20 protein-coding genes are annotated in these 22541 nt (G+C 70.1%); all 20 read right to left on the reverse strand.

Annotated elements, in window-relative coordinates:
• The 20 genes from atpA to nrtL all read right to left on the reverse strand — a co-directional run bounded on the left by atpA (nt 1) and on the right by nrtL (nt 22453).
• Complete coding sequence (gene atpA, locus ACGFRF_RS08420) at nt 1–1593, reverse strand: F0F1 ATP synthase subunit alpha (RefSeq protein WP_393737848.1); 1593 nt, start codon at nt 1591–1593, stop codon at nt 1–3.
• Nucleotides 1594–1725: 132 nt separating this feature from the next.
• The gene (locus tag ACGFRF_RS08425; RefSeq protein WP_393737849.1) at nt 1726–2541 is read right to left on the reverse strand and encodes a F0F1 ATP synthase subunit delta; all 816 of its coding nucleotides are present in this window, start codon (nt 2539–2541) and stop codon (nt 1726–1728) included.
• On the reverse strand, nt 2538–3083 hold the full coding sequence (locus tag ACGFRF_RS08430; protein WP_393737850.1) for a F0F1 ATP synthase subunit B: 546 nt from the start codon (nt 3081–3083) through the stop codon (nt 2538–2540). The genes ACGFRF_RS08425 and ACGFRF_RS08430 overlap by 4 nt, the downstream gene beginning before the upstream one ends.
• Nucleotides 3084–3117: 34 nt before the next feature.
• Nucleotides 3118–3366, reverse strand: a complete 249-nt coding sequence (locus tag ACGFRF_RS08435) for an ATP synthase subunit C (protein ID WP_010357477.1) — start codon at nt 3364–3366, stop codon at nt 3118–3120.
• A 72-nt stretch (nt 3367–3438) separates the two neighbouring features.
• A complete protein-coding gene (gene atpB / locus ACGFRF_RS08440; protein ID WP_393737851.1) occupies nt 3439–4275 on the reverse strand; it encodes a F0F1 ATP synthase subunit A in 837 nt (278 codons plus the stop codon).
• A gap of 210 nt (nt 4276–4485) precedes the next feature.
• Entirely contained in the window at nt 4486–4926 is a 441-nt protein-coding gene (locus ACGFRF_RS08445; protein ID WP_393737852.1) for a hypothetical protein, read from the reverse strand.
• A gap of 303 nt (nt 4927–5229) precedes the next feature.
• On the reverse strand, nt 5230–6549 hold the full coding sequence (locus ACGFRF_RS08450) for an MraY family glycosyltransferase (protein WP_393737853.1): 1320 nt from the start codon (nt 6547–6549) through the stop codon (nt 5230–5232).
• 162 nt (nt 6550–6711) lie between these two features.
• Complete coding sequence (glyA, locus tag ACGFRF_RS08455; protein ID WP_393737854.1) at nt 6712–7950, reverse strand: serine hydroxymethyltransferase; 1239 nt, start codon at nt 7948–7950, stop codon at nt 6712–6714.
• Between the two features lie 171 nt (nt 7951–8121).
• Nucleotides 8122–8799 (reverse strand): protein-tyrosine-phosphatase, encoded by a 678-nt coding sequence (locus ACGFRF_RS08460; protein ID WP_393737855.1) that lies wholly within the window; start codon nt 8797–8799, stop codon nt 8122–8124.
• On the reverse strand, nt 8796–9443 hold the full coding sequence (locus ACGFRF_RS08465; protein WP_393737856.1) for an L-threonylcarbamoyladenylate synthase: 648 nt from the start codon (nt 9441–9443) through the stop codon (nt 8796–8798). Before ACGFRF_RS08465 ends, ACGFRF_RS08460 begins: the two co-directional genes overlap by 4 nt.
• Nucleotides 9444–9495: 52 nt before the next feature.
• Entirely contained in the window at nt 9496–10341 is an 846-nt protein-coding gene (gene prmC, locus ACGFRF_RS08470; protein ID WP_393737857.1) for a peptide chain release factor N(5)-glutamine methyltransferase, read from the reverse strand.
• Nucleotides 10342–10380: 39 nt separating this feature from the next.
• A complete protein-coding gene (prfA, locus tag ACGFRF_RS08475) occupies nt 10381–11448 on the reverse strand; it encodes a peptide chain release factor 1 (RefSeq protein ID WP_393737858.1) in 1068 nt (355 codons plus the stop codon).
• Nucleotides 11449–11554: 106 nt separating this feature from the next.
• Nucleotides 11555–11779 carry a 50S ribosomal protein L31 gene (rpmE, locus tag ACGFRF_RS08480; RefSeq protein WP_014675000.1) on the reverse strand — a complete coding sequence of 75 codons (225 nt, stop codon included), beginning with the start codon at nt 11777–11779 and terminating at the stop codon, nt 11555–11557.
• 205 nt (nt 11780–11984) lie between these two features.
• Nucleotides 11985–13115: an LCP family protein gene (locus ACGFRF_RS08485; protein WP_393737859.1), complete on the reverse strand. Its 1131-nt coding sequence runs from the start codon at nt 13113–13115 to the stop codon at nt 11985–11987.
• Between the two features lie 273 nt (nt 13116–13388).
• Complete coding sequence (gene rho, locus ACGFRF_RS08490) at nt 13389–15413, reverse strand: transcription termination factor Rho (RefSeq protein ID WP_393737860.1); 2025 nt, start codon at nt 15411–15413, stop codon at nt 13389–13391.
• A gap of 405 nt (nt 15414–15818) precedes the next feature.
• Nucleotides 15819–16736 (reverse strand): homoserine kinase, encoded by a 918-nt coding sequence (gene thrB, locus ACGFRF_RS08495; RefSeq protein WP_393737861.1) that lies wholly within the window; start codon nt 16734–16736, stop codon nt 15819–15821.
• Nucleotides 16737–17203: 467 nt separating this feature from the next.
• The gene (thrC, locus tag ACGFRF_RS08500) at nt 17204–18262 is read right to left on the reverse strand and encodes a threonine synthase (protein WP_393737862.1); all 1059 of its coding nucleotides are present in this window, start codon (nt 18260–18262) and stop codon (nt 17204–17206) included.
• 6 nt (nt 18263–18268) lie between these two features.
• A complete protein-coding gene (locus ACGFRF_RS08505; protein ID WP_393737863.1) occupies nt 18269–19618 on the reverse strand; it encodes a homoserine dehydrogenase in 1350 nt (449 codons plus the stop codon).
• A gap of 159 nt (nt 19619–19777) precedes the next feature.
• The gene (gene lysA / locus ACGFRF_RS08510) at nt 19778–21169 is read right to left on the reverse strand and encodes a diaminopimelate decarboxylase (protein WP_393737864.1); all 1392 of its coding nucleotides are present in this window, start codon (nt 21167–21169) and stop codon (nt 19778–19780) included.
• A 54-nt stretch (nt 21170–21223) separates the two neighbouring features.
• Nucleotides 21224–22453: an ArgS-related anticodon-binding protein NrtL gene (nrtL, locus tag ACGFRF_RS08515; RefSeq protein WP_393737865.1), complete on the reverse strand. Its 1230-nt coding sequence runs from the start codon at nt 22451–22453 to the stop codon at nt 21224–21226.
• Between the last annotated feature and the right edge of the window lie 88 nt (nt 22454–22541).

Here is a 22541-nt window from a genome sequence, read left to right on the forward strand (position 1 = left end):
TCACTTGGAAGCAGCGGCAGGAGTGTCCTCGCCGAGCAGCTTGCCGTCGCTCGTCTCGAACTGCTTCTTGAACTCCGCCACGGCGTCGTCGATCGCCTGGATGGTGTCGTCCGACATCTTGGCGCCCTCCTTGATGGAGGTCATCAGGCCCTGGTGCTTCCGGTGCAGGAAGTCGATCAGTTCCTTCTCGAAGCGGCGGATGTCGACGACCGGGACGTCGTCCATACGGCCGTTGGTGCCGGCCCAGACGGAGACGACCTGGTCCTCGGTGGCCATCGGCTGGTACTGGTCCTGCTTCAGCAGCTCGACCATGCGCTGACCGCGCTCGAGCTGGGCCTTGGAGGCCGCGTCCAGGTCGGAACCGAAGGCGGCGAAGGCCTCCAGCTCACGGAACTGGGCGAGGTCCACACGGAGGCGGCCGGAGACCTGGCGCATCGCCTTGTGCTGCGCGGAACCACCGACTCGGGAGACGGAGATACCGACGTTCAGCGCGGGGCGCTGACCGGCGTTGAACAGGTCCGACTCCAGGAAGCACTGGCCGTCGGTGATGGAGATGACGTTGGTCGGGATGAACGCCGAGACGTCGTTGGCCTTGGTCTCCACGATCGGCAGACCGGTCATCGAGCCGGCACCCATGTCGTCGGAGAGCTTGGCGCAGCGCTCCAGCAGACGGGAGTGCAGGTAGAAGACGTCACCCGGGTAGGCCTCACGGCCCGGCGGGCGGCGCAGCAGCAGCGACACGGCACGGTAGGCGTCGGCCTGCTTCGACAGGTCGTCGAAGATGATCAGGACGTGCTTGCCCTCGTACATCCACTGCTGGCCGATGGCCGAACCGGTGTACGGCGCCAGGTACTTGAAGCCGGCCGGGTCGGACGCCGGGGCGGCGACGATGGTCGTGTACTCCAGCGCGCCGTTCTCCTCCAGCGCGCGGCGCACGCCGGCGATGGTGGAGCCCTTCTGGCCGATGGCGACGTAGATGCAGCGAACCTGCTTCTTCGGGTCGCCCGTGCGCCAGTTGTCGCGCTGGTTGATGATCGTGTCGACGGCCAGGGCGGTCTTGCCGGTCTGGCGGTCACCGATGATCAGCTGACGCTGACCGCGGCCGATCGGGGTCATCGCGTCGACGGCCTTGTAGCCCGTCTCCATCGGCTCGTGCACCGACTTGCGCTGCATGACCGTGGGGGCCTGCAGCTCGAGGGCGCGGCGGCCGGACGTCTCGATCTCGCCGAGGCCGTCGATCGGGTTGCCGAGCGGGTCGACGACGCGGCCGAGGTAGCCCTCGCCGACCGCGACGGAGAGGATCTCACCGGTGCGCGTGACCGGCTGACCCTCCTCGATGCCGCTGAACTCGCCCAGGACGACCGCACCGATCTCGCGCTCTTCCAGGTTCAGCGCGAGACCGAGGGAGCCATCCTCGAACTTCAGCAGCTCGTTCGCCATGGCCGAGGGCAGACCCTCGATCTTGGCGATACCGTCGCCGGCGACGGTGACCGTACCGACCTCCTCGCGCGAGGCCGCGTCCGGCTTGTACGACTGGACGAAGTTCTCCAGCGCGTCCCGGATCTCCTCCGGCCGGATCGTGAGCTCCGCCATCTGGGTTCCCTGCTCTCCTTGTTGGGCCCGAAGTTTCACTTTGGGGGTCTGGGGGCGACCCCCAGGAATCCTCTGCACGGCCCAACCAGGGCCGTAAGTACGTACTGCTTTTCTCGAGATGTCGAGTTGCTGCTAGCTCGCCATGCGGCGGGCGGCCTCGTCCAGCCGGTCCGCGAGGGAGCCGTTGATGACCTCGTCACCGACCTGCACCCGGATCCCGCCGACGACCGCGGGGTCGACGTCCAGGTTGAGGTGCATCCGACGACCGTAGAGCTTGGTCAGGGCGGCGCCGAGGCGCTGCTTCTGTCCGTCGCTCAGCGGCACCGCCGAGGTGACGACCGCGACCACGCGGTCCCGGCGCTCGGCGGCGAGCTTGGACAGGGACTCCAGTCCCGCTTCCAGGCTACGTCCCCGCGGCGCGGTGACGAGGCGCGTCACCAGACGCTCGGTGGCCGGCTTGGCCCGCCCGCCGAGCAGCCGGTGCAGCAGCTCGGTCTTGGCCGCCTTGCCGGCGGCGCGGTCGGTCAGCGCCGCGCGCAGCTCGGTGCTGGAGGAGACGATCCGGCCGAACCGGAACAGCTCGTCCTCGACGTCGTCGAGCGTGCCCGTCTTCTCCGCGGCCGTGAGGTCGGCGATGTCCGCCAGCTGCTCCAGCGCGTCCACCAGGTCGCGGGACTGCGACCAGCGGGAACGCGCCAGCCCGGACACCAGGTCGGCGGTCGCACCGCTGACCTGGCCACCGATCAGACGCTGAACCAGCTCCGCCTTGGCCTCTCCGGGCTGCGCCGGGTCGGTGAGAACCCGGCGCAGGCCGGCCTCGCGGTCGAGCAGCGCGGTGACGGCCGCCAGCTCGTCGGCGAGCTGCGCGGCGTCCACGGACGTGGAGTCCGTCAGCGCGTCGAGACGCTCACGTGCGGCTGCCAGTGCCTCGCGGCTCGCTCCGTTCATCGCGTGGCCTCGGCCTTCTCCTCGAGCTCGTCGAGGAAGCGGTCGATCACACGGCTCTGGCGGGCGTGGTCCTCGAGGGACTCGCCGACGAGCTTGCCGGCCAGGTCGGTGGCGAGCTTGCCGACGTCCTGACGCAGCGCCGACGCGGCGGCCTTGCGGTCGGCCTCGATCTGGGCGTGACCGGCGGCGACGATCTCCTCGCGCTGCCGCTGGCCCTCGGCCCGCATCTCGGCGATGAGCGCGGCACCCTGCTCCTGCGCCTCCTGGCGCAGACGCGCGGCCTCGTGCCGGGCCTCGGCGAGCTGGGCCTTGTACTGCTCAAGGACGCTCTGGGCCTCGGTCTGCGCGGCCTCGGCCTTCTCGATACCGCCCTCGATGGCTTCGCGGCGCTCTTCCAGAACCTTGTTGATGTTCGGGAGGAGCTTCTTGGCGAGGAAGCCGAAGACGATGACGAAGGCGATCAGGCCGATGACGAGCTCTGGGATCGGCGGGATGAGGGGGTTTTCGGCCTCCTCAGCCGCCAGCTGTACCAGGGGGCTCATATCAGTGCCTTTCGTCTAAAGGGCGACGGTCGGATCAGGCGCTCGGGTAAACGAACGGCATGACCAGACCGATCAGGGCGAGCGCCTCACAGAAGGCGAAGCCCAGGATCTGGTTGGCGCGGATGAGGCCGGCCGCCTCGGGCTGGCGGGCGAGGGCCTGCGTGCCGTTACCGAAGATGATGCCGACGCCGACGCCCGGGCCGATGGCGGCGAGGCCGTAACCGATGGAGCCGAGGTTGCCCTTGATCTCGACGCCGGCGGCAAGGGTCTGGAGAGCGGACATGCCGGTTCTTCCTTCTCTTTCAATGACCGGTGGGGGTTGGCCACCGGATGTCTGGGTGGGTGGTCGGGGTGCTCAGTGGTGCTCGGCGAGCGCGCCCTGGATGTAGCTGCAGGTCAGCAGTACGAAGACGTACGCCTGGACAGCCTGGATGAAGAGCTCGAAGGCGGTCATCACGATGACCATCACGAACGAGACACCGGAGTAGGCGATACCGATGCCGTTCAGCATGTACCAGCTGGCGATCGTGAAGAGCAGCAGCAGCGTGTGACCGGCGAACATGTTCGCGAAGAGTCGCACGGCGTGGGTGAACGGCCGCACCAGCAGGTTCGAGAAGAACTCGATCGTCATCGACAGCGGCAGCACGGGGCCGAGCGTCTTGTCGTAGCCGGTGAAGTTCTTGAAGGCGCCGACGAAGCCGTGCCGCTTGAAGGTCAGCGAGACCCAGGTGATGTAGACGATGCCGGCGAGGACCGCGGGGTACGAGATGATCGCGGTGACCGGGAACGCGGCGACCGGGACGATCGACCAGACGTTCATCATCCAGACGAAGAAGAAGAGCGAGACGACGAACGGGACGTACTTCTCGCCTTCCTTCTTGCCGATGGTCTCGTAGACGACGCCGCGACGGACGAAGTCGTAGCCGGCTTCGGCCACCAGCTGGAGCTTGCCCGGGACGACCTTCGGCTTGGCGAAGGCGGCCCAGAAGAAGCCCACGATGATGATGGAACCGAGCAGCGCCAGCAGCATCGTCTTGTTGAAGTACACGTTGCTGTCCGCGTCGCCGAAGAGCGGCTTGAACAGGAACGAGTGCAGGCCCGGAGCCGGGAAGCCGCACCCGTCGAACAGGTGGCAGCTCGTGTCGAAAGCGAGCGTCTGCGTCGGGTCAGCACTCACCGCGGGCTCCTTCATCGTGGCGCATAGGTACGGCAACCTCGTTGTGTCGGCGCGGCGTGCGGCCGCGGGTCGGCACGGGACTGGTGTTACGGATGTGAGGGCGGCTGGGGGGCATCTCGCCTCGCGATTGAGCAGGCGTCAGCTCAGATGCCCGCGCCCGCGATGCCGCAGTTGGCACCGGACGATAGCAGGATCTCTCGTGCGCCTTTATCCCGGCCCTACCCCTCACGACGAGTGCCCTGTCTTCTCGGGCTTGTCGCCCTTCGACGAGGCATCGGGATCGACGTAGAGGATCTTGGCCTTCATGTGCGCACGCGTCTGCGCGGCGATCCACGCCAGGGTGGCGACCACCAGCGTGATGGCGAAGGCACGGGGGTTGAACAGCGTGGTGTTCTTGAACAGGGCGACGAAGATGACCAGCAGCAGCAGCTGGGCCGCGTAGAGCATCAGGCCCATCATCTGGAACAGCTGCGGGAAGGACTTGGCGGTGCGCTGGAGCACGTAGAGGCCGATCCCCATGAACACGATCACGACCAGCGTCCCGACGACGGCTCCGACGGCTCCCTTGCCGCCGGCGACCACACCGCTGACGACGGCGGCAAGCGCGCCGACGACAGCCGTGGGTACGGCGGCCTGGGCCAGGATCCGGGCGTCATTGGACGGCATGGCGGCAACTCCGCTTTCACAGGGGGGCAGGGTGTCGTCATGGACGAGCGTAGTCCCGGGCCGAGTGATCGATACCTCTCGCCAACGGGCCGTCGCACACGGTCCTTCGGCTCTACCCCGGGTTCTCGTGAACCGTATCACAAACTATTTGATGAGGTCTTTACCTGGTTGGTGTGCTTGCTGTCACACATGAGAGTGACAGTGCGCGTCTGTGCAAAAACAGTGCCGACTTGTCTGGTATTAGGGAGCTTTGCTCTCCCACGAGTTGGCAATGCTCTAGTCAGATTCTTACCTTGGCCGTTATCAGCGACGGTTCGGGAAGCGAGAACGGGCACCGATCGCGGTCGCGCCGTTGACGCCCGAGACACCCGCCGTGACGGGGGCTCGCTCCTCGGCCTCGTCGGCCTCCGCGGCCTCCTGCGCGGTCGTCTCCTCGGGCACGGCCGCCTCGGCCCCACGGCGTCGCCTGCGGTACCGCGGCGGCACGAACCGCTGGGCCCACACCGGCACCCGCGGTGTGAAGCGCGGGAGCAGCAGCAGGACCAGGCCGACGGCGCAGAGGAAGACCACGCCCAGCACGATCCACATCGACGCGGAGTTGACCGAGTACGCCAGCGCCCCGAAGCCGATCAGCGCCGACCAGAAGTACATGATGAGCACGGCCCGGCTGTGCGAGTGGCCGATCTCCAGCAGCCGGTGGTGCAGATGGCCGCGGTCCGCGGCGAACGGGGACTGGCCGCGCCAGGTCCGCCGGACGATCGCCAGCACCAGGTCCGCGGCCGGCACGGCGATGATCGTGAGCGGCATCAGCAGCGGGATGTAGACCGGCACCATCTGGTGCACGGTGCTGCGCTCGGAGGCGCCGAACAGGTTGTCCGGGTCGACCTGGCCCGTGACGGAGATCGCGCCCGCCGCCAGCACCAGGCCGATCAGCATCGAGCCCGAGTCGCCCATGAAGATCCGCGCGGGGTGCATGTTGTGCGGCAGGAAGCCCAGGCACATGCCCATCAGGATGGCCGCGAACAGCGTCGCCGGGGCGGCGGCCTCGATGCCGTACGAGTACCAGATGCGGTAGGCGTACATGAAGAACGCGGCCGCCGCGATGCACACCATGCCGGCGGCGAGGCCGTCGAGGCCGTCCACGAAGTTGACCGCGTTGATGGTGATGACGACCAGCGCCACCGTCAGCAGGGTGCCCTGCCACTGGGTCAGCGCGACCGTGCCGACGCTCGGGATGGGCAGCCACAGGATCGTCAGACCCTGCATGACCATCACGCCCGCGGCGATCATCTGGCCGCCCAGCTTGATCAGCGCGTCGATCTCGAACTTGTCGTCCAGGACCCCGATCAGCCAGATCAGGGCCGCCCCGGACAGCAGCGCCCGCGGCTCGTTGGACTTGGCGAAGACCTCGTTGAGGTTGGTGAGGTGGTCCGCGACCAGCAGGCCCGCGCACAGGCCGAAGAACATCGCGATACCGCCGAGGCGCGGAGTGGGTTCCCGGTGCACGTCACGGGCCCGGATCTCCGGCATCGCCCCGGCCACGATCGCGAACTTCCGTACCGGCCCTGTCAGCAGATACGTCACCGCGGCCGTGATGCAGAGCGTCAGCAGGTATTCACGCACGGGCTTCCCCACAGGTCTCGCTGGCCATCACAGCCCCACACCCTAGCGACGGACGCATATGGATGAGGACTTCCGGGTAGCGACGATGGTTGCACGTGTGGCTGTGGACGACGGTCCGGGGTCGGGGCACACCACCCTGTACGGAAGTGCGCCTACCCCCGCTCAGCCGGGATAGGGCGGGAATCGACCGGTCAGTTCGCGTACCTCCTCCCGCGCCCCGGCCGGGTCCGTCTCGCCGCGCAGCACGGAGCCGAGCAGGGCGGCGATCCGCACCATCTCCGGCTCCCCCATGCCCTGGGTGGTCACGGCGGCCGTGCCCAGGCGCAGGCCGCGGCCGTCGCCGTGCGGCAGTGCGCAGCAGTCCAGCACCAGGCCGGCCGCGAGGAGCCGGCCGCGTGCGGTGCGGCCCTCCACGCCGAGCGGGCCCGTGTCGACGGTGATCAGGTGGGTGTCCGTGCCGCCGGTGGTGACGGCGAGCCCCTCGGCGGCCAGGTGGCCCGCGAGCACCCGCGCATTGGTGACCACCTGACGGGCGTACACGCCGAACGCCGGGGTTGCCGCCTCACCGAACGCGACGGCCTTGGCGGCGATGGTGTGCATCTGCGCGCCGCCCTGCGTGAACGGGAAGACGGCCCGGTCGACACGTTCGGCCAGCTCGGCGCCGCACAGGAGCATCCCGCCGCGCGGGCCGCGCAGCACCTTGTGGGTGGTGGCGCACACGATGTCCGCGTACGGCACCGGGTTCGGCGCGGCTCCCCCGGCGACCAGGCCGATCGGGTGGGCCGCGTCCGCGATCAGATAGGCCCCGACCTCGTCGGCGACCTCGCGGAAGAAGGCGTAGTCGAAGTGGCGGGGGTAGGCGATGGAGCCGCAGACGATGGCCTTGGGCCGGTGGTTGCGGGCCAGGTGGCGCACCTGGTCGTGGTCGACGAGCCCGGTCTCGGCGTCGACGCCGTAGCCGACGAAGTCGAACCAGCGGCCGGAGAAGTTCGCCGGTGAGCCGTGGGTGAGGTGGCCGCCGTAGGGCAGGCCGAGGGCCAGGACGGTGTCACCGGGGCGCAGCAGGGCCGCGTAGGCGGCCAGGACGGCCGAAGAGCCGGAGTGCGACTGGACGTTGGCGTGCTCCGCGCCGAACAGCGCCTTGGCGCGCTCGACGGCGAGGCGCTCGGCGACGTCCACGAGTTCGCACCCGCCGTGGTGCCGGGCACCGGGGTAGCCCTCGGCGTACTTGTTGGCGAGCGGTGAGCCGAGGGCCGCGAGGACGGCGGGCGAGCTGAAGTTCTCGGCCGCGATGAGCTGGAGCGTCGTCGACTGCCGCCGCAGCTCCCCGAGCAGGATCTCGGCCAGCTGCGGGTCCTGGCCCCGCAGGACATCGGTCTCGTGGGCAGTGGTGACCGACATGACGGGCTCCGGGCGGTCGACGGTGACGTAGGTCCAATGTAGGCCCGGCACAGTGCGGGCGCCCGGTATCGCAGCCGCACGAGAACGCGCGGCGTTCCGCGGTGACGGCGACCGCGGGTCCGTCTGGCCGGTCGCGCCGTTCCCCGCGCCCCTGACGGGCGGGCCCGCGCCCTAAGCCCGCGCCGGAACCCCCGTCAGCGCCGTCACCACCGGATCCAGCGCCTGGTGTATCTCGTCCCCGATCGACCGGAAGAACGTCAGCGGCGCGCCGTAGGGGTCGTACACCTCGTCCGCCTCCGCGGTCGGGGCCAGCAGCCAGCCGCGCAGCGCGGCCGCCGCACGGACCAGCGCACGGGCCCGCATGACCACGCCGTCCTCGAGGGGCGGCAGGGTCGCGGGGTCTATCGCCCGGACCAGGCGGGTGAACTCCTTCAGGGTGAAGGTGCGCAGGCCCGCCGAATGGCCCATGGAGATGACCTGGGCGCGGTGGTCACGGGTGGCGGTCAGGACGAGGTCGGCCATGATGACGTGCTCGTCCAGCAGCTCCCGGCCGACGAAGCCGGTGGCGTCCGCGCCGAACTCGGCCAGCACGGTCTCCGCGTTGGCCTCCATGGGGGCGCCCTCGTGGCCCCAGGTGCCCGCGCTCTCCACGATCAGGCCGCCGCCGAGGACACCGAGCCGCTCGGCCACGAAATGGCGGGTCAGCCGCTCGGTGATGGGCGAGCGGCACACGTTGCCGGTGCTGACGTGGAGGATGCGGAAGGTGTCGCGCGGAAAGCCGAAGGTCGTCGTCTCCTCCGCCACACGCTCCCCGATGCCTATGCCACGCCCCGCTTCAGGGGCCGTCAATTCGCCACCTCGAGGTCGGGTACGACCTTGCGCAGCTCGTCCGGGGAGATCGCGCCCTCGCGCAGCAGCAGCGGCACCTCGCGGGAGACGTCGACGATGGACGACGGCACGTTGCCGGGGGTGGGGCCGCCGTCCAGGTAGACGGAGACGGAGTCGCCGAGCATCTCCTGGGCGGCGTCGCAGTTCTCCGGCGCCGGGTGGCCGGTGAGGTTCGCCGAGGAGACGGCCATGGGGCCGACCTCGTTGAGCAGCTCGATGGCGACCGGGTGCAGCGGCATGCGCACGGCGACCGTGCCCCGGGTGTCGCCGAGGTCCCACTGCAGCGACGGCTGGTGCTTGGCGACCAGCGTCAGCGCGCCCGGCCAGAACGCGTCGACCAGCTCCCAGGCCGCCTCCGAGAAGTCCGTGACGAGCCCGTGCAGCGTGTTCGGTGAGCCGATCAGGACAGGGGTGGGCATGTTGCGGCCCCGGCCCTTGGCGGCGAGCAGGTCGGCGACGGCCTCGGAGGAGAACGCGTCGGCGCCGATGCCGTACACCGTGTCGGTCGGCAGGACCACCAGCTCGCCCCGGCGGACGGCGGACGCGGCCTCGCGCAGACCCGTCACGCGGTCGGTCGCGTCGTTGGTGTCGTATCGCCGTGCCATCTTTAGCGGGCCTCCTCGTACACGTACTGCGGGGGGAAAGACTGGGGTGTGCTCACGGCAGCGCCTTGCGCGCGGTCGCGAACCGGGGGCGGTTGTTGAGGTCGGGGTGGTCGGCCGCGTCGGCCCAGCCCCGCTCCTCGGTGAAGATCCACGGCACCTGTCCGCCCTGGGTGTCGGCGTGCTCGATGACGACGACCCCGCCGGGGCGCAGCAGCCGGTGCGCGGTGCGCTCGATGCCGCGGATCAGGTCGAGGCCGTCCTCACCGGAGAACAGGGCCAGCTCCGGGTCGTAGTCGCGGGCCTCAGGAGCCACGTACTCCCACTCGGTGAGCGGGATGTACGGCGGGTTGGAGATGACCAGGTCCACGTGGCCGTCGAGGTCGGGAAAGGCGGTCAGCGCGTCGCCCTGCCGCAGATCGACCCTCGATCCCGCCATGTTCTTGCGGGTCCACACCAGGGCGTCCTCGGACAGTTCCACGGCGTGCACCCGGGAGCGCGGGACCTCCTGGGCGAGGGCGAGCGCGATGGCGCCGGAGCCGGTGCACAGGTCGACGATGCACGGCTCGACCACGTCCATGGCGCGTACGGCGTCTATGGCCCAGCCGACCACGGACTCGGTCTCCGGCCGGGGCACGAACACACCCGGCCCGACCTGCAGCTCCAGGTACCGGAAGTAGGCCCGGCCGGTGATGTGCTGCAGCGGCTCGCGCTGTTCACGCCGGGCGATGACCTCCCAGTACCGGGCGTCGAAGTCCGCATCCTTCACGGAGTGCAGTTCGCCGCGCTTCACGCCGTGCACGAACGCGGCCAGCTCCTCCGCGTCGTTGCGCGGCGAGGGCACGCCGGCGTCGGCCAGCCGCTGGGTGGCCTGGGCCACCTCCGCGAGCAGCAGGTTCACGCAAGTCCTCCGTGTCGTACTCGTGCGTGCGTACGCCTCTTACGCGGCCGCCAGCTTCGCCGCCGAGTCGGCGTCGACGCAGGCCTGGATCACCGCGTCGAGGTCGCCGTCCAGGACCTGGTCCAGGTTGTAGGCCTTGAAGCCGACCCGGTGGTCCGAGATGCGGTTCTCCGGGAAGTTGTAGGTGCGGATCTTCTCGGAGCGGTCGACGGTGCGGACCTGGCTGCGGCGGGCGTCGGCGGCCTCCCTCTCCGCCTCCTCCTGCGCCATGGCGAGCAGCCTGGAGCGCAGGATACGCATCGCCTGCTCCTTGTTCTGCAGCTGGCTCTTCTCGTTCTGGCAGGAGGCGACGACTCCGGTGGGAATGTGCGTGATGCGCACGGCGGAGTCGGTGGTGTTGACGGACTGGCCGCCCGGCCCGGAGGACCGGTAGACGTCGATCCGCAGGTCGTTGGGGTTGATCTCCACGTCCACCTCCTCGGCCTCCGGCGTGACGAGGACACCGGCTGCGGAGGTGTGGATACGGCCCTGGGACTCGGTGGCCGGCACGCGCTGCACGCGGTGCACCCCGCCCTCGTACTTCAGCCGCGCCCAGACGCCCTGACCGGGCTCGATCTGCCCGCGGGCCTTCACGGCGACCTGGACGTCCTTGTAGCCGCCCAGCTCGGACTCGGTGGCGTCGATGATCTCGGTCTTCCAGCCGACGCGCTCGGCGTACCGCAGGTACATGCGCAGCAGATCACCGGCGAACAGGGCGGACTCGTCGCCGCCGGCGCCCGCCTTGATCTCCAGGATGACGTCCTTGTCGTCGCTCGGGTCGCGCGGGACGAGCAGCAGGCGCAGCTTCTCGGTCAGTTCCTCGCGCTGCTTCTCCAGGTCCTTGACCTCGGCCGCGAAGTCGGGGTCGTCGACGGCGAACTCGCGCGCGGTCTCGATGTCGTCGCCGGTCTGCTTCCAGGAGCGGTACGTGGCGACGATCGGGGTCAGCTCGGCGTAGCGCTTGTTCAGCTTGCGCGCGTGTCCCTGGTCGGCGTGGACCGACGGGTCGGCGAGCTTCTTCTCCAGATCGGCGTGCTCGGCGACGAGTTCCTCGACGGCCTCGAACATCTTTGGCTCCTGTACTGCGGTGAAGGGAAGGACGGGCGACCAAAAACGCCGGTCCCGGACACACCCCGGAAGAGGGCGTGACCGTGGACCGGCGAAATGGGGCTCGCTACTTCTTGGAGCCGGCGGCAGCCTTGCCGAAGCGGGCCTCGAAGCGGGCCACACGGCCACCGGTGTCGAGGATCTTCTGCTTGCCCGTGTAGAACGGGTGGCACTCGGAGCAGACCTCGGCCCGGATGGTGCCGGACTCGATGGTGCTACGGGTGGTGAACGACGCGCCACAGGTGCAGCTGACCTGCGTCTCGACGTACGCGGGGTGGATGTCGCGCTTCAAGGTTTCTCCTAGGTTTCGGGAGGGCGCCGGGTCGCCGCCGCGGGATGCGGGAGCGTGAACCGGAGCCGACGTACCAGTCTGCCAGGACTGGGGCCATCCACCCAAACCGGGGGTGCGGTTGTTCTATTCCTGCGAGTGATCGGGGTGCGCCCAGGGGGCTGCCGGGGTTCCGCCGTGGGTCGGTCGCGCGGTCGCCCCGCGTCCCTCAGCTCACCACGCCCTGGGCCTCGCCGGTGGCGGTTCCCTGCGTGGCCGACTTCGGGATCGGTTCGTCGTTCCTCAGGGCGTTCCACACCAGCCGGGCCTTCGACTTCGCCGGCAGGACGCGGTTGGGGTCGGCCGGGTCGTACCGGACGGGCATCGTGACCATCGTCATGTGGGACGAGCTGATGCCCTTGAGGCCGTCGGCGAAGTCGACCAGGGAGTTGACCGAGCCGAGGTCGGAATCGGTGGTGACGGCCTTGGTGGCGGTGTCGGCGAGGTCGTACAGCTTCTTCGGGCTGGTGAACACGCCGACGTGCTTGACCTGGTCGATCAGTGCCTTGATGAACGCCTGCTGGAGCTGGATGCGGCCCAGGTCGGAGCCGTCGCCCACGCCGTGCCGGGTGCGGACCAGGCCGAGGGCCTGCTCTCCGTCGAGCGTGTGGGTGCCGGCCTTGAGATCCAGGTGGCTCTGCGGGTCGTCGATGTTCTTGCTGGTCGTGACCGTGACCCCGCCGAGGTCGTCGATGAGCTGCTGGAAGCCCTCGAAGTCGACCTCCAGATAGTGGTCCATGCGGACGCCGGTGATCGACTCGACGGTCTTCACCGCACACGCCGCCCCACCGGTGGAGTACGACTCGTTGAACATCACGCCGGACGCGGCGGGGTGGGTGGTGCCCTTGGTGTCGGTGCACCGGGGGCGGTCGACGAGGGTGTCCCGCGGGATCGAGACCACGCTGGCCTTCTTGTGGCCCTCGTAGACATGGACGATCATCGCCGTGTCCGAGCGGGCGCTGCCGTCGTCGGCGCCGCCGCCGAGCTTCTTGTTCTTGCCGGAGCGCGTGTCCGAGCCGAGGACCAGGATGTTCTCGGAACCGTTGTCGACCTTCGTGGGCCGGTCGTTGCCGAGGGCCTGGTTGATGTCGACGCTCCGGAGGTTGCCGTTGAGCTTGAAGTACACGTACCCGGCGCCGGTACCGCCCAGGACGACCACGCCCGCGGCCGTCCAGGCCGTCACCAGCAGGGCCTTGCGGCTCCCACTGCGGGGCTTGCGGCGGCGGCCCTTGCCACGGTGGCGGGGGCCTGTCTCGGCCGGCTCCGGTATGCCGGACTCCGGCGTGCTCTCGGCGGACACATCGCTCCCAGGTCTCGTCTAGGTCGGTTACCCCCTGCTTTCAGGGTCAGGCGCGGTCGTCACCGCTCCATCGTCGCTCCGCCCGGCCAGACGGAGAAACTCGGGAAAGGGTTGCACAACGCAGAGTGCCCACCGCATACAGCGATGGGCACTCTGCGTCACGACTCGGGTGGGGTCACACCCCGCTCACCTGCGTGTTCGGTCGAACCGGGGGTACCGATGGACGTCGGTACCGGCCGAGATCCCTGTGGTGAAGATCTCGGCGGGGAACACTCAGTCCCCGTTGCCCGGAGTCGGCGTCGTCTTCTGGATCTGCATCAGGAACTCGACGTTCGACTTGGTCTGCTTCATCTTGTCCAGGAGCAGCTCGATCGCCTGCTGCTGGTCGAGCGCATGCAGCACCCGGCGCAGCTTCCAGACGATGCCCAGCTCCTCGGCGCCGAGCAGGATCTCTTCCTTACGGGTGCCGGACGCGTCGACGTCCACCGCCGGGAAGATGCGCTTGTCGGCGAGCTTCCGGTCGAGCTTGAGCTCCATGTTGCCGGTGCCCTTGAACTCCTCGAAGATCACCTCGTCCATGCGGGACCCGGTGTCCACCAGGGCGGTGGCGAGGATGGTCAGCGAGCCGCCGTCCTCGATGTTGCGGGCCGCACCGAAGAACCGCTTCGGCGGGTACAGGGCCGTCGAGTCGACACCACCGGACAGGATGCGGCCGGAGGCCGGCGCCGCCAGGTTGTAGGCACGGCCCAGACGCGTGATGGAGTCGAGCAGCACGACGACGTCGTGACCCAGCTCCACCAGGCGCTTGGCGCGCTCGATGGCCAGCTCGGCGACCGTGGTGTGGTCCTCGGCCGGGCGGTCGAAGGTCGAGGAGATGACCTCGCCCTTGACCGACCGCTGCATGTCGGTGACCTCTTCCGGACGCTCGTCGACGAGGACGACCATCAGGTGGCACTCGGGGTTGTTGTGCGTGATCGCGTTGGCGATCGCCTGCATGATCATGGTCTTACCGGTCTTCGGCGGGGCCACGATCAGACCGCGCTGGCCCTTACCGATCGGCGAGACCAGGTCGATGATGCGGGTGGTGAGCACACCCGGGTCCGTCTCCAGGCGCAGGCGGTCCTGCGGGTAGAGCGGGGTCAGCTTGTTGAACTCCGGGCGGCCACGGCCGTGTTCGGGCGCCATGCCGTTGACGGAGTCGAGGCGGACCAGCGCGTTGAACTTCTCGCGGCGCTCGCCCTCCTTCGGCTGACGGACCGCACCGGTGACGTGGTCACCCTTGCGCAGGCCGTTCTTGCGGACCTGGGCGAGCGAGACGTACACGTCGTTCGGGCCCGGCAGGTAGCCGGAGGTCCGGATGAAGGCGTAGTTGTCGAGGATGTCCAGGATGCCCGCGACGGGGATCAGGACGTCGTCCTCGGCGAGCTGCGGCTCGGCGATTTCGTCGCGGCCCCGGCGGCCACGGCGGTCGCGGTAGCGGCCGCGACGGCCCCGGCGGCCGCCCTCGAAGTCGTCGTCGTCCTGCTGCTGACGGTCCCGGTCCCGGTCCTGACGGCCGCCGCCCTGCTGCTGGCCCTGCTGCTGACGGTCCTGACGGCCGCCGCCCTGGCCCTGCTGGTCGTCGCCCTTGTTGCGGCGGTCGCGGTCACGGCCGCGCTCACGGCGGTCGCGGCGGCCACGGCCCTCACCGTCGCCGGCGTCGCCCTGCTGCTGGGCCGGCGTCTCGGCCTTGGGCTCGCTCTTCGCCTCGGCGGCGACGGTGTCGGCGCCGCTCGCGGCAGGGGCGCCCGCGTCGGCGGTGGCACGGCGGCGACGGCGCTCGGTCGGGGCGTCGTCTCCCCCACGCTCGGCTTCTCCCCCACGCTCGGCTGCGTTCGCGCGGGAGGGGCCCCCGGCCGGCTGCCCGGGGATCTCGATCTGCTGCTGGGCCACGGCCTTCTCGGCGGGGGTCTCGCCCTTGGCCTCGGCCTTCTTCTCCGTGTCCTCGCCCGTACGGGCCTTGGAGGTGGCCCGGCGCTTGGGCTTGGTCTCGGCGGCGGCCTCGGCCTTGGGGGCGGAGCCCCCGCCGGCCTGGGCCTCCTTGATGACCTCGATCAGCTGGCTCTTGCGCATGCGCGCGGTGCCCCTGATACCGAGGCCCGAGGCGACCTGCTGCAGCTCGGCCAGCACCATGCCCTCGAGGCCGGTACCGCGGCGCCGCCGGGAGCCGGCACCGGTGGCAGGCGCGGAGGCGTCCGTGGCGGGCGCGGCAGCGGTCTCCTCGACACGTGCGCCCATCAGATCGGTGGTGTCGCTCACGAAGGGTCCTTCCCTGGAGCGGACGTCGGCCTGTCTGGCTCGGCGACCGGTTGTGCTGTCCGGCTACGGTCCTGTCTTCCGTGAACCGTGCCGGGGCGGTGGTCCGCCAAAGCGGCGGAAAGAGATTTGCTGGTGATGGCGCTTCCGCGAGCCGTGGCACCCAGTGTCACGTGGCGTGGTCGCACCGATTCCGGAGCGTGCCCGGCGGCCCGCTCAGTGCCCGCATACGCCGTACTGCCCAGGTGCGGCGCAAGGAACACGGAGTGGCGTGGGAGGCTCCCGGAAGAATGTCTGTCCCGGACGGGGACACGAGGCACCTCGCCATGGTGGGGTCGGGTGCAGACTTGAGGTTAACACTACCGGATCCAACAAACATTCCCCCTCTCCAAATCCGGCAACCGTGTCTCAGGTCGCAAGCGGCAGCACGCTCGCTCCCTGCACATCGAGGTCCAGCCGGTTGGCGGCCCAGCCCTCACCTGCGAGGTGAGACACCTTGTCGGCGCTGTCGGCGTCGGCGAGGGCCATGACGGTGGGCCCGGCGCCCGAGATCACGGCCGGGATGCCGTCGGCCCGCAGTCGCTCCACCAGCGCAGCGCTCTCCGGCATGGCCGGGGCGCGGTACTCCTGGTGGAGGCGGTCCTCGGTGGCGGGCAGCAGCAGCTCGGGGCGCCGGGTGAGGGCCTCGACGAGCAGGGCGGCGCGGCCCGCGTTGGTGGCGGCGTCGACGTGTGGCACGGTGCGCGGGAGCAGGCCGCGCGCGGTCTCGGTCAGAACCGGCTTTCCGGGCACGAAAACCACCGGAACGATGGAATCGTGCGGCTCCATCCTGATCGCCCGGGCGGCACCGGACTCCATCCAGGACAAGGTGAAGCCGCCGAGCAGACAGGCCGCCACGTTGTCCGGGTGACCCTCGATCTCGGTGGCCAGCTCCAGCAGCGCGGCGTCGTCGAGCCGGGCCTCGCCGCCTATGGTCACCGCGCGGGCCGCGACGATGCCGGCGCAGATGGCGGCGGACGAGGAGCCGAGGCCACGGCCGTGCGGGATGCGGTTGGCGCAGACGATCTCCAGGCCGCGGGGCTGTCCGCCCAGCAGGTCGAAGGCCGTGCGCAGGGAACGGACGAGCAGGTGGCGTTCGTCCCGGGGCAGGGTCTCGCTGCCCTCGCCCGCGATGTCGATATGCAGCCCGGAGTCGGCCACCCGGACGACCACGTCGTCGTAGAGCCCCAGCGCGAGGCCCAGGGCGTCGAAGCCCGGACCGAGGTTGGCGCTGGTGGCGGGAACGCGCACCCGGACGGCGGCGGCGCGGAACGCTGGACCGGCCATCGCTCGTTGACTCTCCTTGAGCTGCGTGACGGTCGAATGGCACTCGAGGGACTCGATGGACATTCGACCGATGTTCGGTGGACATCCGATGACGTACGAAGACCCGTCGGACCGCGGAGACGACGCGGCGCCGTGCCACACGCGAGGGCATATGCGGTGGGCGGGTTCAGTACAGCCTATCGAAGGAAGGTTCTGTGGCGACATAGGGCGCACAGGAGGCGCACGATGCGTGTCGCAAGCCCCGTGTGCTCCCTGTCAGGGAAAACCCGGGTCTCCCCTGCCGGGAAGGCCCGCTGTCCGCTACCGGGAAGGCCCTGGAGTGCCTGCCAGGAAGGGTCCGGAGTCCCTCTCGGGAAGGGTCCGGGGTGCCTTCGGGGAAGGCCCGGGCCCTGCCGCCGGGAAAGCCGGGCCTTGCTGTCCGGGAAAGCCAGGCCCCCTGTCGGGGGAGGCCCGGCTTTCCCGGGTGCTCAGGCGAGGCCGAGGCGCTCGGCCGCGGTGGCCGCGTCGACGGGGACGGTGACCGGCTGCGGAGCGCCGGCGACGGCCCAGTCGGGGTCCTTCAGACCGTTGCCGGTGACGGTGCACACGATGCGCTGCCCCGGGTCGACCTTGCCCTGCTCGGCGGCCTTGAGCAGACCGGCCACGGAGGCGGCGGAGGCGGGCTCCACGAAGACGCCCTCCTGCGCGGCCAACAGCCGGTAGGCGCGCAGGATTTCACGGTCCGTCACCTCGTCGATGGCGCCGCCGGACTCGTCCCTCGCGGCGAGGGCGTAGCTCCAGGAGGCGGGGTTGCCGATGCGGATGGCGGTGGCGATGGTCGACGGGTCCTTGACGACCTCGCCGCGCACGATCGGCGCACTGCCGGAGGCCTGGAAACCCCACATACGGGGCGTCCTGGTGGCGATGCCGTCGGCGGCGTACTCCTTGTAGCCCTTCCAGTAGGCGGTGATGTTGCCCGCGTTGCCGACCGGGAGGACGTGGATGTCGGGCGCGTCGCCGAGCATGTCCACGATCTCGAAGGCGGCCGTCTTCTGGCCCTCGATACGCACCGGGTTGACCGAATTCACCAGCGCCACCGGGTAGTTCTCGCTCAGGGCTCGAGCGAGCGTCAAGCAGTCGTCGAAGTTGCCGTCGACCTGGAGGATCTTGGCACCGTGCACCAGGGCCTGGCCCATCTTGCCGAGGGCGATCTTGCCCTGCGGCACGAGCACGGCGGAGACCATGCCGGCCCGTACGGCGTACGCGGCCGCACTGGCGGACGTGTTGCCGGTGGAGGCGCAGATGACGGCCTTCGCCCCCTCCTCCTTGGCCTTGCTGATGGCCATGGTCATGCCGCGGTCCTTGAAGGATCCGGTGGGGTTGGCACCCTCCACCTTCAGGTGGACCTCACAGCCCGTGCGCTCGGAGAGCACCTGCGCGGGCACGAGGGGCGTGCCGCCCTCGCGGAGCGTCACGACCGGCGTGGTGTCGGAGACGGGCAGCCTGTCCCGGTACTCCTCGATGATTCCGCGCCACTGGTGGGTCATTGCTGGTTACTCTCCTTCAACCCGCATGATGCTGGCGACACCCCGCACGGTGTCGAGCTTGCGCAGCGCCTCGACGGTCCCGGTGAGGGAGGCGTCGGAGGCCCGGTGGGTGACGACTACGAGGGAGGCCTCACCGCCCTCCCGTCGCCCGCCACCACCCTGTTCGATGGCGACTGCGTCGCCGCTGCTTTGATTTCTGCCCTGCTGCCGAACGGTGTCGATCGACACGCCGTGTTCGGCGAAGACGGTGGCGACCTGGGCGAGAACGCCCGGTTTGTCGGCCACGTCGAGGCTGATGTGGTACCGGGTGACGACGTCGCCCATCGGGGAGACGGTCAGGTCGGCGTACGCCGACTCGCCGGGCCCGGTAGAGCCGCTCAGCCGGTTGCGGCACACGGCGACGAGGTCGCCGAGGACGGCGGACGCCGTGGGCGAACCGCCGGCGCCGGGGCCGTAGAACATGAGCTGCCCGGCCGCGTCGGACTCCACGAAGACGGCGTTGTACGCGCCGCGCACGGAGGCGAGCGGGTGGCTGAGCGGGATCATCGCGGGATGCACGCGCGCGGTGACCGACGCGCCGTCCTTCGAGCGCTCGCAGATGGCGAGCAGCTTGATGGTGCAGCCCATCTCCTTGGCCGAGCGGAAGTCGGCGGCCGTGACCTCGGTCATGCCCTCGCGGTAGACGTCGTCGAGACGCACGCGCGTGTGGAAGGCGATACCGGCGAGGATGGCGGCCTTGGCGGCGGCGTCGAAGCCCTCGACGTCGGCGGTCGGGTCGGCCTCGGCGTAGCCCAGGGCGGTGGCCTCGTCGAGCGCCTCCTGGTAACCCGCGCCCGAGCTGTCCATCTTGTCGAGGATGAAGTTGGTGGTCCCGTTGACGATGCCGAGCACCCGGTTGACCTTGTCCCCGGCGAGGGACTCGCGCAGCGGACGGATCAGCGGGATGGCACCGGCGACGGCGGCCTCGTAGTACAGGTCCCTGCCGTGCTCCTCGGCGGCGGCGTGCAGGGCGGCCCCGTCCTGGGCGAGCAGCGCCTTGTTGGCGGATACGACGGAGGCACCGTGCGCGAAGGCGGTGGTGATGAGAGTCCGGGCGGGCTCGATCCCCCCGATGACCTCGACCACGACGTCGATGTCGCCGCGTTTGACGAGGGCGGTGGCGTCGGTGGTGACGAGGGCGGGGTCGATGCCCTCGCGCACCTTGCTCGGGCGCCGCACGGCGACCCCGGCGAGCTCGACCGGGGCGCCGATCCTGGCGGCGAGGTCGTCGGCGTGCGTCGTCATGATGCGCGCCACCTCTGAGCCGACCACTCCACAGCCCAGCAGCGCCACCTTCAGCGGACGCGTACGCATCATCCGACCTCGTTTCCTCATACCGTCTACGGTTGGACCAGTCTCACTCACCGGACGGGAGTTTCTACCCTTCGTCCGGATCGTGAGACATCTATTTCATTTGTGCAGGGGCGGAAGACCGTAGATCTTCCACCCCCCGGCTTCTCCCGCCCCGGGCCGGTCTCACCCGACGTCGAGACGCAGCAGGTCCTCCTCCGTCTCCCGACGGACGATGACCCGGGCCTCGCCGTCCTTCACCGCGACGACGGGCGGCCGGAGGACGTGGTTGTAGTTGCTGGCCATGGACCGGCAGTAGGCGCCGGTGGCGGGTACGGCGATGAGGTCACCGGGTGCCAGGTCGGCGGGCAGGAACGCGTCCTTGACCACGATGTCGCCGCTCTCGCAGTGCTTGCCGACGACGCGGGCGAGCATGGGCTCGGCGTCGGAGGTGCGGGAGGCCAGGGCGACGCTGTACTCGGCGTCGTACAGCGCGGTCCGGATGTTGTCGGACATGCCCCCGTCGACGGAGACGTACGTGCGCAGTCCGTCGAGCGGCTTGACGGTGCCGACCTCGTACAGCGTGAAGGCGGTGGGCCCGACGATGGCCCGCCCGGGCTCGACGGAGATCCGGGGCATCCGCAGCCGGGCGGCCTCGCACTCGCGGCCGACGATCTCGGTGAGCGCCTTCGCGATCTCGTGCGGCTCGCGGGGGTCGTCGTCGCTGGTGTAGGCGATCCCGAGCCCACCCCCGAGGTCGATCTCCGGCAGCTCCACGCCGTGCTCGTCGCGGATGTCCCTGAGCAGCCCCACCACGCGGTGGGCGGCGACCTCGAACCCGGACATGTCGAAGATCTGCGACCCGATGTGCGAGTGGATCCCGATCAGCTCGAGCCCGTCGAGCTGCAGGGCCCGCCGTACGGCCTCGGCGGCCTGCCCACCGGCCAGCGGAATCCCGAACTTCTGGTCCTCGTGGGCGGTGGCGATGAACTCGTGCGTATGGGCCTCCACCCCCACGGTGATCCGGATCTGGACCTTCTGCCGCTTGCCGAGCGACTGCGCGATGTGCGCGACCCGCACGATCTCCTGGAAGGAGTCGAGAACGATCCGCCCGACGCCGGCCTCGACGGCCCTGGTGATCTCGTCCACGGACTTGTTGTTGCCGTGGAAGGCGATGCGGTCGGCGGGCATGCCGGCGGACAGGGCGGTGGCCAGCTCGCCACCGGAGCAGACGTCGAGGTTCAGCCCCTCCTCGTTCAGCCACCGCACGACGGCACGCGAGAGGAAGGCCTTGCCGGCGTAGAACACGTCGGCGTCGGCCCCGAAGGCGGTGCGCCACGCGCGGGCGCGGGCCCGGAAGTCGCTCTCGTCGAGGACGTAGGCGGGGGTGCCGAACTCCTCGGCGAGCCGCGTGACGTCGACCCCGCCGACGGTGACGACGCCGTCGGCGTCGCGCGTGACCGTCTGGGCCCACACCTTCCGGTCGAGGGCGTTGAGGTCCGTGGGCGGCGCGGAGTAGTGCCCCTCGGGAAGGACGTCGGCGTGACGGGGCCCGGCGGGGTGCGCGGAACGGCTCATGACGTGACTCTCAGACTCTCTGTGTCTCTCCGGGGCCCATGTCTTCTCCGGCCCTCAGAGGTGTTCGGGTGCGTCGATGCCGAGCAGGGAGAGGCCACCGGCCAGCACCGTCCCGGCGGCTTCGGCGAGGGCCAGCCGGGCACGGTGGGCGGCCGAGGGTTTCTCCTCGCCACGGGGAAGCACGCAGGGCAGAAAGGCCAGCACGGCATCAGCGACGGTCACGAGATGCCGAGCAAGCCGGTCCGGGGCACGGTGGGTGGCGGCCACGGCCAGGATGCGGGGGTGATCGGCGAGGGGGGCCAGGAGGGGACGGAGGATGTCGGCTGTGCTGTGGGGGGTGGGGGGGTGGGGGTTGTCGGTGTCGGGGCGGGGGGTGGGGGCGGTGACCGCGGCGTCGGCGTCGGGGCGGTGGGCGTCGGGGTTGTCGTCGGCGTCGGTGTGGACGGGGGCGGCGCCCGTGTGTGACTTGACGCCGTCGATGCCGGTGTTGATCTGGGCCCCGGCAGACATGTCGATGTGGGCCCCGCCAGGCATGTTGATCTGAGCCGCGGCAGGCATGCGGGTCTCGCCGAGGGCGACAGGGCCGGGCTCGGCGGTGAAGCCCAGGCGGGCGGCGTTGCGGCTCAGGGAGCGGATGCGGGCGTGGGCGTACCGGACACGGAAGAGGGGGTTGCTCTCGCGCTGCACGAGGTGATCGGCGGTGATCCGGGGCCGGTCGTGCGGGGCGGGGTGGAGGAGGGCCCACTGGGCGGCGTCGAGCCCGAGCGGGGCGGGGTCCTCGGGCGCGGGCACGGGCCGCAGATTGACGGGCTCGCCGTGCTCGACGGTGGCCCGCCCGCCCTGGGTGGCGACGATCCTCACCACCGCGTCGGCGACGACCTCGGCCCGGACTTCGTACGGCACCCGCAACGCGATGACCTGCCCGGCAAGGGCATCGCCGTGTCCGTACGCGGCGCCACGGGTACGGATCTCCCGGACCAGATCGCCGACGAGGTCGGTCTGCGCGTCGAGGCTGATGTTGAGGAACCCGGGCCCGGTGACGACGACGTCCCGGATGCCGTCGGCACCGACGAGACGAGGCCGCAGGATCTCGGCGACCCGCCGCGGCGGCTGCCCGGCCGGCCGAGCGAGCTGAAGGGCGATGTTGGTGGCGTAGTCCCCACACCCCCCCGGCCCTGGCTCGGTCACCACGGCCCGCTCGGGCACGGTCACACTCAGCTCCCCGTCATCGACAGCACAGCGCACCGCGCGCAGCACGGTGCGGGACAGCTCGACGGGGGTCACGGGACAAGCGTAGGGGAGGAGGGGGGCGGGTAGGTGAGGCGGTTCAGCCTACGGACAGACGCTTGCCGGTGCCGGGGTCTGGCCCACG

Source organism: Streptomyces sp. NPDC048521, from assembly GCF_043199855.1.
Classification (GTDB): domain Bacteria; phylum Actinomycetota; class Actinomycetes; order Streptomycetales; family Streptomycetaceae; genus Streptomyces.